Here is a 13,088-nt window from a genome sequence, read left to right as displayed (position 1 = left end):
TAACAAGGAAGGCCGATGTTCGACTGGAATGACCTGCGGTTTTTTCTCGAGCTGCAACGCAGCGGCCGCTTGCTGACCGCGGCCAAGCGCTTGAAAACCACGCATGCCACGGTGGCGCGGCATATCGAGGCCATCGAACAGAGCCTGGGCACCGCGTTGTTTGTCCAGCAGGCGCAGGGCTACCAGTTGACCCCGGCCGGCGAAGCGCTGCTTAAACATGCCGAGGCCATGGAAAATGTCGCGTTGCTGGCCCAGGAGGAAATCACCCAGTCCACGGCGCCCCTGGGCAAGATCCGCGTGGGGGTCACGGAAGGGCTGGGCATCATGTTTCTCGCCAGCCGCATGAAGGGCCTGTTCGACCGCTACCCTGGGCTTGAGGTGGAGTTGGTGGCCGTGCCGCGATTCGTCAGCATCCTCAACCGCGAAGCCGAGATCAGCATTCATCTGGAGCGGCCGTCGGCGGACATGCTGGTCACCCGCAAACTCACCGATTACCGCCTGGCGCTCTATGCCAGCCAGGACTACCTCGACCGCGCGCCGCCCCTGCGCAGCCGCGAAGACCTGGGCCATCACGCCTGGATCGGCTATGTCGACGACCTGTTGTTCAGCCAGGAACTGATGTTCCTCAACAGCTTCTGCCGCAGCCCCCAGGTGGTGTTCCACAGTACCAGCGTGATCGCCCAGCAACAGGCGGCGCGCGCGGGCCTGGGGATCGCCGTATTGCCGTGCTACATGGCCAGTGGCGACCCGGGCCTGGTGCCGCTGCTACCGGCCGAAAGTATCCAGCGCAGCTACTGGATCAGCACCCGGCGCGAGCTGCACAAGTCGGTGCGGCTGCGGGTGCTGTGGGACTATGTGGTGCAGCTGTGTGAGCGCGAGCAGGGCCTGTTGCTGGGCCCGGAACTGGCGTAGGCGCTTCAGCGGGTGATTTCGAAGGCCGTGCTCGCCAGTCGCTCGCCGTTGACCATGATGTGCACCGCGTGGGTGCCGGGGTAGTGCTTGCGGGTGGTCATGTCGCGGATCCGCTGGGCTCGGCTGATTTTCTGCCGGTTCCGGGCGGGCAGGGTCAGGCCCTTGAGCTTGAACACCTTGGTTGACGTCGCCCCCGAGGCCTTGACGTATTCGATGGCGTAATCCACCACCAGGCGCTGGGCGGCATCGGCGGTGGACTGCAGGTCGAACGACAGGCTGATGCTTTGCCCCAAGGCGATCACGGCGGGTTCAATGCTCAGCTGATGAATCTCGACCTCAGGCTTGCCTCCTGCGCCAATCAGCGTCAGCGCCCGTGGATTGCCCTGCTTGATCAGGCTGCGCAGCGCATGACGAGCGATCCAGGCGGTACGAGGATCCTCCAGCGACCAGCCCTCGAGAGTGTCCAGCACCCAGTCCGGGTGGTCCTTGGTGATGTCGTTGAGGTGGTTGGCCACTGACTTGCGCACGTACAGGCTGCTGTCGGCCTTGAGGTTGTCGATGATCCTCGCGGCCAAGGTCGGGTCGGCCTGGACCTGCTCCAGGCGGAACGACCAGGGCAAGCGGGGGCGGCTGCCTTCGCTGGCGAGCCGGCGCACGTGTTCGTTGGGGTCCAGCGACCAGTCGTGCATCAGGGCCAGGGTGCGTTCGAAGTCGCTGCGCAGGAAGTGCCGTACCGCAAATTCCGAGGAGCCGAAGCGAGTGAAGTGCTGCAGCGCGTCCATCGACAATTCAAAGGCGTGGCTGCCGTAGCGCGAGACGTAGTGGGCCAGGAACATGCTGACGAAGCCGCTGTTGAGGCGTGGCGCCAACAGGCGCAGGACCTCCAGCGTCTGCTCGTAGTCCAGGCCCAGCACTGCATGCAGGCACTCGGCGGTATGGGCCATGCGCTGCATCACCGACAGTGGTTCGAGTCCGTCGCAGGCCATGGCCAGGAACGCCTGGTGATCGAACGCTGGATACACCGCGCGCAGTTCACTGGCGATGTGGGCAAAGCGCTCGACGTTGAAGATTTCCTTCAAGGCCGGGGAGGATTGCTCAGGGTTGCTCATTGAGGGTCCTTTGAAGATTGGAGCAAAGCTTGCTCGCAATGGCGCCTGCCTGGGACGCCACAATTTATGGATACGTGTGGGAGCGAGCCTGCTCGCGATGGTCGTCAACGATGACGCGTTATACCTGAATAAACGCGTCGTGCTTACGACCATCGCGAGCAAGCTCGCTCCCACAGAAACCCTTGTACACCTGCTCCTACGGTGGTGGAGGGGGCGCAAAGCGGGTTTCTACGCCGGCTTGGGGGTGTCCTCTTGCGTTTGGTCGGCCTCGAACAACCGGGCCAGTTCCTCCCGTGCTTCCTGGGCGGTCTGCATGACTTTGGCGGCATCGTCATAGATCGCGCGCTGGGCTTCGAGCACTTGTTCGTCGTGCTGCTTGAAGGTTTCGATGCGCGCTGCGGCCTGGGCCTTGCTTAGTCCCAGGCCGATCAGAGTCATGCGGCTCATTTCCAGGCTGGAATGGAAGGTTTCCCGCACCGCCTCGGCGCCCAGGTCGACCAGGCGATGGACGTGCTGACGGTTACGGGCACGGGCGATGATTTTCATGTGTGGGTAGAGCCGGCGCACCAGTTCCGCGGTCTTGATGTTGGTGTCCGGGTCGTCGGTGGCAATCACGAAGAACTCCGCCTGCTCGACCTTGGCCGCGCTAAGGATTTCCGGGCGCATCGGGTCGCCGTAGAACACCGGCACACCGCCAAAACTGCGGGACAGTTCGATGGTTTCCACCGAGGTGTCGAGAGCCACGAAGCGGATTTTTTGCGCCCGCAGGATCCGCGCCACGATCTGCCCCATGCGGCCCATGCCGGCGATCACCACGCGCGGGGTGTCGGTGTCGATCTCACGCAGGTGCGGCGGCACGGCCACCGGCTCGACCTTGGGTTTGGCCAGGCGTGCGCACAGCAGCAACAGCAACGGGGTGACGGCCATGGACAGGGTGATGGTCAGCACCTGCAGGTCATACAGGCGGGCATCGAACAAGCCTTGGTCGCGGCCAATCTTGAACACCACGAAGGCAAATTCGCCGCCAGCTGCCAGGACGATGCCCAGGCGCACCGCGCTCACGCGGTTGAGGCCACCGGCCATGCGTCCGACCAGGTACAGCAGCGGCAGCTTCAGCGAAATCAGCAGCACGGTCAGGCCGAGCACGGCAACCGGGGCGCTGAACAGCAGGCTGATGTTGGCGCCCATGCCCACGCTCATGAAAAACAGCCCCAGCAACAGGCCCTTGAACGGTTCGATCTGCGCTTCCAGTTCGTGGCGGTATTCGGAGTCCGCCAAGAGCAGGCCGGCGAGGAACGCGCCGAGGGCCATCGACACCCCGACTTCATCCATCAACCAGGCGGTGCCGATCACCACCAGCAGCGCCGTGGCTGTGGCCACTTCCGGCAGGCCGGACTTGGCGACGATGCGAAATACCGGGCGCAACAGATAGCGCCCACCCACGACCACCACGGCGATACTGCCGAGTACCTGCAACCCATGGTTGAGGTCTTCGGCAGGGGTGGTGGTGTCATTGCCCCCGGCCAACAGCGGCACCATGGCGATCAGCGGGATCGCGGCGATGTCCTGGAACAGCAGGATGGCAAACGCCAGGCGCCCGTGAGGGCTGGTCAGCTCCTTGCGTTCGGCCAGGCTTTGCAGGCCAAAGGCGGTGGATGAAAGGGCCAGGCCGAGGCCGAGCACGATGGCACTGTTGAGTTTCTGGCCGAACATATAGAACGCCAGCACGCCGATCACCGAGGCCGTCAAGACCACCTGGGCCAAGCCGACGCCGAACACCGCCTTGCGCATCACCCACAGTCGGCGCGGCGACAGTTCCAGGCCGATGATGAACAGCAGCAGGACCACGCCCAGCTCGGAAATATGCATCACGCTTTGCGGGTTGCCGATCAGCCCCAGCACGGCGGGGCCGATGAGGACCCCGGCCAGCAGGTAGCCCAACACGGCCCCCAGTTGCAGGCGTTTGGCCAAAGGCACGGTGAGCACCGCCGCAAACAGAAACACCACAGCGGCTTGCAACAGGTTGCCTTCATGGGGCATGAGTCACTCCTGGACAGTCAAAAAGATTAAACACGGGGCTGACACTCCGTCTGGTTCGACGCGCAGTGTAACGGTGGGGCACGTTGACTGCATCGCTGGATCAGCCGTTGGCCAGTCTGACAAGCGAGTGTTACGCCGCGGAGTGCCTGGTCTGATGCAGCGAATCCAGCACGCTGTCTGGGTTAAGATTGCCCACTGGCCAGTCGGGCCAGTGAACAGACGAGAGCAGCAATGAACGACGAATTACAGGTCCTCGACCTGCTGGTGGGCAGCGGCAAAGCTGCGGTAAAAGGCGCGTTGATCACCACCCAATACCGCGGCTGCCTGGAAGACGGCACCGAGTTCGACTCTTCCTGGAGCCGCGGCAAGCCGTTCCAGTGCGTGATCGGCACCGGGCGCGTGATCAAGGGCTGGGACCAGGGCATCCTGGGCATGCAAGTCGGTGGCAAACGCCAGCTGCGGGTACCTGCGCACCTGGCCTACGGCGAGCGCAGCATGGGCAGCATCCCGCCCAATTCCAACCTGGTGTTCGAGATCGAACTGCTGGAAGTGCTGACGCGGGACGACTGATCGATGCTCATTTTTCGCTGAACAGGGGGATCCGCCCGTTCAGCGAGGGGCGGTAGTGCCAGGCCAGTCGGCCGAAGTGCTCCCTGTGCGCCAGCAACTCGCGCAGGGTGGCACTGGCGATGCTCATGGCCAATGCCTGGCCGGGGCAGTGGTGGCGTCCGGCACCGAAACTCAAGCTGCGCCGGGCCGGGCGTTCGAGTACAAAACGCTCGGGCTCTGGGTTGAGTTGCGGGTCGCGGTTGGCCGAGGCCAGCAACAGCAGCACGCTATCGCCGGGTGCCAGGCGCACGCCCTCGATCTCGCAAGGTGCGCTGACAAAGCGCCGGGTATTTTGCACTGGTGGATCAAAGCGCTGAACCTCCGCCACCCACTCATCGACTCCACCGGCCTCGAGCCGTAGTTGCGGTTCGCGGATCAGCGCCAGTACTGCGTTGCCAATCAGCCCGGCGCTGGCTTCATATGCCTGGGAGAGCAGGCCGATCAGGTTGGCCAGCAGCACTTCACGATCAGGCAGGCCCCGGCACAGGCTTTCCAGCAGCGGGCTCGGCGGGGCCTCGGCGCTCAGCCGCTCGAGGAAGTAACCCTTCAATTGCCCGGCAGCCTGATGGGCCGCGACCCGTTGCCCGGCAGTGCTCAGGGGTGAAAGGCCGGCGACGAAGTCTGCGGTCAACTGGCTGAGGGTCCTGCCTTCGGCGGGCGCGAAGCCCAGCAATGCGGCGACCACCGACACCGGGCCCACGAACATGGCCTGGTGCAGACCTTGGGCGCTTGCCGTGATCAGCCGTGCACGCAACCGTTCGCTGACCTGCTCGGTGTCGACCCGCTCCAGCGCCGGCGCCATGGCCGAGCGCGGGCAGCGATGGGGTTCGCCGTCGTTCATCCGCATCAAGCGAGCGAACACCTGGCCGGCCTCGCCCTGGGCAAGCGCGGTGGGTACCGGTTCGTGTGCCGGGCGCACCCGGCAGTCGGAATGGGCCAGCACAGCAGCCACTGCCCGGGCGCTGCTGGCCACCCACAGGCCCAGTTTCTGGTCGAAGGCAAACCCGCCTGCGGCGCGCAAGTTGGCGTAGTAGGGATAGGGATCGGCGTGAGTCGCGGCGATAATCGGGTCCATGGGACGCGGCCTTATGGGTAGTGGTAAGTCTTGTTACTATCCGGGGTTCGGCAGGACGACGATTCGTCCGGGAGCGAAATATGAGTGCAGAACAACACGACGTTGGTGTCTCGCAGGTGGCGGCAGCGATCGCCGAGCCGGCTCGGACCAAAATCCTCTGTTCGTTGATGGATGGTCATGCCCGTACCAGCACCGAGCTGGCGAGCATTGCCGAAGTCAGCACGTCGACCGCCAGTGCCCATCTGGCCCGGCTCAAGGAGCTGGCGCTGGTGCGCCTGCACGTACAGGGCCGCCATCGTTATTACAGTCTTGCCAATCAGCAGGTCGCCCAGGCCCTGGAAGCACTGATGGTGATCGGCCAGAACGCCGCGCCGACCTTCACCCCGCGCACCCCGGATCGCCTGCAGTTTGCCCGTACCTGCTACGACCACATGGCCGGCACCCTGGCGGTGTTGCTGCACGACAGGATGCTCGAGACCGGCTGGCTGCTGGTTACCGAGCAACAGTCGTATCGGTTGAGTGCCAGCGGCGAGGCGGGATTCCAGCAGTTGGGCATTGAGGTCAGTGAGCTGAGCGCACTGCGCCGGCGCTTTGCCTGTCCGTGCCTGGACTGGAGCATGCGTCGACCGCACCTCGGTGGAGCGCTGGGTGCAGCCTTGCTGGCGACGGCGCTGCAGCGCAAATGGCTGATCCAGGACCTGGACAGCCGGGCGCTGGCGTTGACCGCCACCGGGCGCAAGGAAATCGGCAGGCGGTTCGCAATCGAGTTGCCGAGCCAACTGCCGCCAGCGTCCCGTGAGACTCGCAAAACTGCACGCCGAGCACTCGTCAGTCCTGGGCCCTAGGGGCAGGGTGTTGCCTTGTGCCTGACGCATGGTTGCGCACCCAGTTCGCAGCAACGGCGCCGACAAAAAAAGGCCCAGCCGACGCGCTAACGCCGGCTGGGCCTGTTCAGTGCCTGGAACGCTGGATCAGACCTTGACGATCCAGCCTTCTGGCGCTTCGATGTCGCCGGTCTGTACACCGGTCAGCTCTTTGTAGAGCTTCTGGGTGATCGGGCCGACTTCGGTTTCGCTGTGGAACACGTGCAGGTGGTCGTTGTAGCTGATGCCACCGATCGGCGTGATCACTGCGGCTGTGCCACAGGCGCCGGCTTCCTTGAAGTCCGCCAGCTTGTCGATGAACACGTCACCTTCCACCACCTCCAGGCCCAGGCGCGACTGAGCCAACTCGATCAACGACAGACGAGTGATGCCCGGCAGCACCGAAGGCGACTTCGGCGTGACGAACTTGTTGTCGTGGGTGATCCCAAAGAAGTTGGCCGAGCCGACTTCTTCGATTTTCGAGTGGGTCATCGGGTCCAGGTAGATGCAGTCGGCGTAGTGCGCCTTCTTGGCCTGGGAGCCGGGCATCAGGCTGGCGGCATAGTTGCCACCGACCTTGGCCGCGCCGGTGCCTTGTGGAGCGGCACGGTCGAAGCTGGAGATCAGGAAGTTGTGCGGGGTCAGGCCGCCCTTGAAGTAGGCGCCGACCGGGATAGCGAAGATCGAGAAGATGAACTCAGGGGCGGTGCGTACGCCGATGTTGTCACCCACGCCGATCACGAACGGGCGCAAGTACAACGCGCCGCCGGTGCCGTATGGCGGAATGAAACGCTCGTTGGCACGGACCACGGCCTTGCAGGCTTCGATGAACTGTTCGGTTTCGACGAACGGCATCAGCAGGCGTGCGCAGCTGCGCTGCATGCGCAGGGCGTTCTGGTCCGGGCGGAACAGGTTGATCGAGCCGTCCTTGCAGCGATAGGCCTTCATGCCTTCGAAGCATTGCTGGCCGTAGTGCAGGGCGGTGGAGCCTTCACTGATGTGCAGCACGTTATCTTCGGTCAGGGTGCCTGCGTCCCACTCGCCGTTACGCCAGTGCGACAGATAGCGCTTGTCTGTCTTGATGTAGTCAAAACCCAGCTTGTCCCAATTGATGCTTTCGTTACCCATGACACCCTCTATCACTTAACAATCGCCTGAACGGTTCAAGGCTTCTGACGTTTTTCTGGATGGGCACAACAATACTTCATTCCGGGCCGGTTTCGCAGCCCAGACGATCGGACGAGAGGCAGATTAATCGTGTTGGCCTCAAGAAATCGCGGGCAAGCCCGCTCCCACAGTACGTCTAACCCATGTGGGAGCGGGCTTGCCCGCGAAGAGGCCATCACCTATGCCCACCAATCGCCCCTGGATTACAGGTGCAGCGCATGCCCCAAGGCCCGCAATGCAGCCTCTTGTACCGCCTCGCCCAGTGTCGGGTGGGCGTGGATGGTGCCGGCGATGTCTTCCAGGCGAGCGCCCATTTCCAGGCTCTGGCCGAATGCGGCGGACAACTCCGAGACCCCGACCCCGACGGCTTGCCAGCCCAGGATCAGATGATTATCGCGACGTGCCACGACCCGCACGAAGCCGCTTTTCGATTCCAGGGTCATCGCCCGGCCGTTGGCGGCGAACGGGAAGCTTGCAACGATGCAGTCCAGGCCCGCCGCCTTGGCTTCGTCCGGGGTCTTGCCGACCACCACCAGTTCCGGGTCGGTAAAGCACACGGCGGCGATGGCGGTGGGGTTGAACTCGCGGGTTTTGCCGCTGATCAGCTCTGCGACCATCTCACCCTGGGCCATGGCGCGGTGAGCCAGCATCGGCTCGCCACTCAAGTCACCGATCGCCCAGACGTTGCGCATGCTGGTGGCGCAGCGGTTGTCGATCTTGATCGCCGCACCGTTCATCTGCAGGTTCAGGGCTTCGAGGTTCCAGCCCTGGGTGTTGGGTTTGCGTCCGACGGCCACCAGCACCCGATCGGTCGCAAGGCTCAGGGTGCCGCCATCCGGCTCCGTTACTTGCAGAGTATTTGCATCAGAATCAAAGCTTTGCACGCTATGTTTCAAGTAAAGCTTTATCCCGAGTTTTTTCAGCTCTTCGTGCACCGGCTGGGTCAGCTCGGCGTCGTAGGCTGGCAGGATCCGCTCCTGGGCTTCGACCACGCTGACTTCGGCGCCGAGCTTGCGGTAGGCAATGCCCAGCTCCAGGCCGATGTAACCGCCGCCGACCACCACCAGGTGTTTCGGCAGGCTTTGGGGTGCCAGGGCTTCGGTGGAGGAGATGATCGGCCCGCCAATCGGCAGCATCGGCAGGTTGACGCTTTTCGAACCGGTGGCCAGCAGCAGGTGCTCGCACTGGATGCGGGTGTCGCCGACGTCAACGGTCTTGCCGTCGACTACCTTGGCCCAGCCATGGATGACCTGGACCTTGTGCTTTTTCAACAGGGCCGCAACGCCGGTGGTCAGGCGATCGACGATGCCATCCTTCCACTCGACGCTTTTGCCAATGTCCAGGCTCGGCGCGGCGACGGTGATCCCCAGGGCCGAGTGCTGGTTGTGTTGGCGGGTCTGGTGAAACTGTTCCGCGACATGAATCAGCGCCTTGGACGGAATGCAGCCGATGTTCAGGCAGGTGCCGCCCAGTGCCTGGCCTTCGACCAGGATGGTATTGATGCCCAGTTGCCCGGCACGAATAGCCGCTACGTAACCGCCAGGGCCGCCGCCAATGATCAGCAGCGTGGTGTTCAGAGTCTGCATGTCTTACTCCACAAACAGCGTAGCGGGTTGTTCGAGCAAACCACGCAGGGCCTGGATGAATTGTGCTGCGTCCATGCCATCGACCACTCGGTGATCGAAGGAACTGGAGAGGTTCATCATTTTGCGGATCACGATCTGGCCCTTGATCACCATAGGCCGCTCGACGATCTTGTTGACGCCGATGATCGCCACTTCCGGCAGGTTCAGCACCGGGGTGCTGACAATTCCACCCAGGGCGCCGAGGCTGGTCAGGGTGATACTGGAGCCGGACAGTTCGTCGCGGCTGGCCTTGCCGTTGCGCGCGGCCGTGGCCAGGCGGGCGATTTCCCCGGCGCTGTCCCACAGGCTGCGGGCTTCGGCGTGCCGCACTACGGGCACCATCAGGCCGATGTCGGCCTGGGTGGCGATACCCACGTGCACGGCGCCAAGGCGGGTGATCACCTGGGCTTCGTCATCGTAGCGGGCGTTGATCTGCGGGAAGTCGCGCAGGGCAACCACCAGGGCGCGCACCAGGAACGGCAGCAAGGTCAGCTTGCCGCGGCTCGCGCCGTGTTTTTCGTTGAGGTGCGCGCGCAGTTCTTCGACGGCGGTGACGTCGATTTCTTCGACATAACTGAAGTGCGCCGCACGCTGGGTAGCGTCCTGCATGCGTTGGGCGATCTTGCGGCGCATGCCGATGACCGGGATCTGCTCTTCGTCATGTCGTTCGCGGTAGGCATTGCCGGCCGTGGAGGTTGTCCCGGGGCCCTGTGCCAGGTAGGCGTCGAGGTCTTCGTGGAGAATGCGCCCGGCAGGGCCGGTGCCCTGGACCAGACGCAACTGGATACCAGCGTCCAGGGCATGCTTGCGCACGGCCGGCGAGGCCAGCGGACGTTCGTCGGCGGTACGAGCCACCGGCGCCTGGGGCGCTGGTCGGCAGGCTGCTGCAGGTTTGCTCGGCGCCACGGTCTCGACCTTGGGTGCGGGTGCCGGCGCTATTTTGGCGGGCTCGGCCTTGACCTCGGCCACGGCAGCCGGCTGTGCGGATTCCTTGTAGTTGCCCGCGCCTTCGACTTCGATGCTGATCAGGATGCTGCCCACGGCCATCACTTCACCGGGCACACCGCCCAGGGAAATCACCTTGCCGTGCACCGGCGAAGGGATATCGACCATCGCCTTGTCGGTCATCACATCGGCCAGTACCTGGTCTTCGACCACCAGGTCACCAACCTTGACGTGCCACACCGACAGTTCTACTTCTGCAATGCCTTCGCCAATGTCCGGCATTTTAATAACGTGCGTGCCCATTCAGACCTCCATGACCCGTTTCAACGCCGCGCCCACACGGGACGGCCCTGGGAAATACGCCCACTCTTGCGCGTGCGGGTAGGGGGTGTCCCAACCGGTCACACGTTCGATCGGCGCTTCCAGGTAGTGGAAGCAGTGTTCCTGTACCAGCGACACCAGCTCGGCGCCAAAACCGCAGGTGCGGGTGGCTTCGTGGACGACCACGCAACGGCCGGTCTTCTTCACCGAGTTGACGATGGTTTCCAGGTCCAGCGGCCACAGGCTGCGCAGGTCGATGACTTCGGCATCGATGCCACTTTCTTCAGCCGCCACCTGGGAGACATAGACGGTGGTGCCGTAGGTAAGGATGGTCACGTCCTTGCCCGGACGGGTGATTGCCGCGACGTCCAGTGGCACGGTGTAGTAGCCGTCCGGAACTTGCGCGGCCGGGTGTTTCGACCAAGGGGTCACCGGGCGGTCGTGGTGGCCGTCGAACGGGCCGTTGTACAGGCGTTTCGGCTCGAGGAAGATCACCGGGTCATCGTTTTCGATGGAGGCGATCAGCAGGCCCTTGGCGTCGTAGGGGTTGGACGGCATCACGGTGCGCAGGCCGCAGACCTGGGTGAACATCGCTTCGATGCTCTGGCTGTGGGTCTGGCCACCGTAGATGCCACCGCCGCACGGCATGCGCAGGGTCATCGGCGCGGTGAACTCGCCGGCCGAGCGATAACGCAGGCGGGCGGCTTCGGAAATGATCTGGTCGGATGCCGGGTAGACGTAGTCGGCAAACTGGATCTCGGCCACCGGGCGCAGGCCATAGGCACCCATGCCGACGGCGACGCCGACGATCCCGCTTTCCGAGATCGGTGCATCGAACACCCGCGAGGTGCCGTACTTGTTCTGCAGGCCTTCGGTGCAACGGAACACGCCACCGAAGTAGCCGACGTCCTGGCCGAACACCACTACGTTGTCGTCGCGCTCAAGCATCACGTCCATGGCCGAGCGCAGGGCCTGGATCATGGTCATGGTGGTCGTGGTCATGGCGGTTTCCAACTCGATTTTATTGTTGTGATCGTTCATGTCAGATCCCCAACTCCTGGCGCTGGCGCTTCAAGTGCTCCGGCATCTCTTTATAGACGTCCTCGAACATGGTCGCGGCGCTCGGGATCTGGCCACCGGCCAGGGTGCCGTACTGCTCGGCTTCTTTTTGCGCGGCAATCACTTCGGCTTCCAGCTCGGCGCTCAGGGCCGTGTGTTCCTCGTCGGACCAGTGGCCATTTTTCACCATGTGCTGCTTGAGGCGGGCGATCGGGTCACCCAAGGGGAAGTGGCTCCAGTCGTCGGCAGGGCGGTACTTGGACGGATCATCGGAAGTCGAGTGCGGGCCGGCGCGGTAGGTGACCCATTCGATCATGGTCGGGCCCAGGTTGCGGCGCGCACGCTCGGCAGCCCAGGCGGACGCGGCGTAGACCGCGATGAAGTCGTTGCCGTCGACCCGCAGCGATGCGATGCCGCAGCCCACGCCACGACCGGCGAAGGTGGTGGCTTCACCACCGGCAATGGCCTGGAAGGTGGAGATCGCCCACTGGTTGTTGACCACGTTGAGGATCACCGGCGCGCGGTACACGTGGGCGAAGGTCAGGGCGGTGTGGAAGTCCGACTCGGCGGTAGCGCCGTCACCGATCCAGGCCGAGGCGATTTTGGTGTCGCCCTTGATCGCCGAGGCCATGCCCCAGCCCACGCCCTGGATGAACTGGGTCGCCAGGTTGCCAGAGATGGTGAAGAACCCAGCGTCCCTGACCGAGTACATGATTGGCAATTGCCGGCCCTTGAGCGGATCGCGCTCGTTGGACAGCAGTTGGCAGATCAGGTCGACCAATGGCACTTCACGGGCCATCAGGATGCTTTGCTGGCGGTAGGTGGGGAAGCACATGTCGTCGATGTTCAGGGCCAGGGCCTGGGCACTGCCGATGGCTTCTTCGCCGAGGCTCTGCATGTAGAACGACATTTTTTTCTGACGCTGGGCGACCACCATGCGGTTGTCATAGATCCGCGTCTTGAGCATGGCTCGCATGCCTTTGCGCAGGATCTCCACCGACACGCCTTCGGCCCACGGGCCCAGGGCATTGCCCTGGTCGTCGAGCACGCGGATCAGGCCACGGGCCAGGTCGGCGGTGTCGGCCGGTTCTACGTCGATTGGGGGTTTGCGCACAGTGCCCGCATCGGTCAGATGCAGGTAGGAGAAGTCGGTTTTGCATCCAGGACGGCCCGATGGTTCAGGCACGTGCAGGCGCAGCGGTTCATACGCTTCTTTCATGGCTTCTACGCTCGATCTTGTGAATTTCTTGTAGTGAGCTGACGTTCATCCTTCGGGTCGAAGGAATCTTGTCCTACAACAATCATAGGCCCGGCGCAGAAGAATATTTATCTCTGTTTCGTTGCACTTGAGATCATTTGAGGA

General features: G+C 63.5%; 11 protein-coding genes. 3 read left to right on the top strand and 8 right to left on the bottom strand.

The window, feature by feature from the left end; genetic code table 11:
* The first annotated feature begins 15 nt into the window (after window positions 1-15).
* Window positions 16-912 carry a LysR family transcriptional regulator gene (locus tag ACIOVD_RS11495; protein WP_401127746.1) on the top strand — a complete coding sequence of 299 codons (897 nt, stop codon included), beginning with the start codon at window positions 16-18 and terminating at the stop codon, window positions 910-912.
* A 5-nt stretch (window positions 913-917) separates the two neighbouring features.
* On the opposite strand, the gene ACIOVD_RS11490 is transcribed toward ACIOVD_RS11495, so the two are convergent.
* Window positions 918-2,021 (bottom strand): DNA alkylation repair protein, encoded by a 1,104-nt coding sequence (locus ACIOVD_RS11490; RefSeq protein ID WP_401127744.1) that lies wholly within the window; start codon window positions 2,019-2,021, stop codon window positions 918-920.
* Between the two features lie 228 nt (window positions 2,022-2,249).
* Window positions 2,250-4,061 (bottom strand): monovalent cation:proton antiporter-2 (CPA2) family protein, encoded by a 1,812-nt coding sequence (locus ACIOVD_RS11485; RefSeq protein WP_095168732.1) that lies wholly within the window; start codon window positions 4,059-4,061, stop codon window positions 2,250-2,252.
* Between the two features lie 231 nt (window positions 4,062-4,292).
* Between ACIOVD_RS11485 and ACIOVD_RS11480 the strand changes: the two genes are divergently transcribed.
* Window positions 4,293-4,631: an FKBP-type peptidyl-prolyl cis-trans isomerase gene (locus ACIOVD_RS11480; RefSeq protein WP_095168733.1), complete on the top strand. Its 339-nt coding sequence runs from the start codon at window positions 4,293-4,295 to the stop codon at window positions 4,629-4,631.
* Between the two features lie 7 nt (window positions 4,632-4,638).
* Here the strand turns inward: ACIOVD_RS11480 and ACIOVD_RS11475 are convergent, their stop codons facing one another.
* Window positions 4,639-5,745 (bottom strand): cytochrome P450, encoded by a 1,107-nt coding sequence (locus ACIOVD_RS11475; RefSeq protein ID WP_401127741.1) that lies wholly within the window; start codon window positions 5,743-5,745, stop codon window positions 4,639-4,641.
* Window positions 5,746-5,825: 80 nt separating this feature from the next.
* Between ACIOVD_RS11475 and ACIOVD_RS11470 the strand changes: the two genes are divergently transcribed.
* Window positions 5,826-6,590, top strand: coding sequence for an ArsR/SmtB family transcription factor (locus tag ACIOVD_RS11470; RefSeq protein WP_401127739.1), 765 nt, complete (start codon window positions 5,826-5,828; stop codon window positions 6,588-6,590).
* A 126-nt stretch (window positions 6,591-6,716) separates the two neighbouring features.
* On the opposite strand, the gene ACIOVD_RS11465 is transcribed toward ACIOVD_RS11470, so the two are convergent.
* The 5 genes from ACIOVD_RS11465 to ACIOVD_RS11445 all read right to left on the bottom strand — a co-directional run bounded on the left by ACIOVD_RS11465 (window position 6,717) and on the right by ACIOVD_RS11445 (window position 12,944).
* A complete protein-coding gene (locus ACIOVD_RS11465; RefSeq protein WP_095168736.1) occupies window positions 6,717-7,736 on the bottom strand; it encodes a branched-chain amino acid aminotransferase in 1,020 nt (339 codons plus the stop codon).
* A 242-nt stretch (window positions 7,737-7,978) separates the two neighbouring features.
* Window positions 7,979-9,361, bottom strand: coding sequence for a dihydrolipoyl dehydrogenase (gene lpdA / locus ACIOVD_RS11460; protein WP_159996237.1), 1,383 nt, complete (start codon window positions 9,359-9,361; stop codon window positions 7,979-7,981).
* Between the two features lie 3 nt (window positions 9,362-9,364).
* Window positions 9,365-10,648 (bottom strand): dihydrolipoamide acetyltransferase family protein, encoded by a 1,284-nt coding sequence (locus ACIOVD_RS11455; RefSeq protein ID WP_095168738.1) that lies wholly within the window; start codon window positions 10,646-10,648, stop codon window positions 9,365-9,367.
* Window positions 10,649-11,707, bottom strand: a complete 1,059-nt coding sequence (locus ACIOVD_RS11450) for an alpha-ketoacid dehydrogenase subunit beta (protein ID WP_095168739.1) — start codon at window positions 11,705-11,707, stop codon at window positions 10,649-10,651. It lies immediately after the preceding gene.
* A 1-nt stretch (window position 11,708) separates the two neighbouring features.
* Window positions 11,709-12,944, bottom strand: coding sequence for a 3-methyl-2-oxobutanoate dehydrogenase (2-methylpropanoyl-transferring) subunit alpha (locus tag ACIOVD_RS11445; RefSeq protein ID WP_095168740.1), 1,236 nt, complete (start codon window positions 12,942-12,944; stop codon window positions 11,709-11,711).
* Window positions 12,945-13,088: the final 144 nt, after the last annotated feature.

Origin of the sequence: Pseudomonas sp. NPDC087626, assembly GCF_044743405.1 — a bacterium.
In the GTDB taxonomy this organism is placed as follows: Bacteria; Pseudomonadota; Gammaproteobacteria; order Pseudomonadales; family Pseudomonadaceae; genus Aquipseudomonas.
Note: the sequence above shows the minus strand (reverse complement) of the source record. Positions and strands in the feature narration are given on the sequence as shown.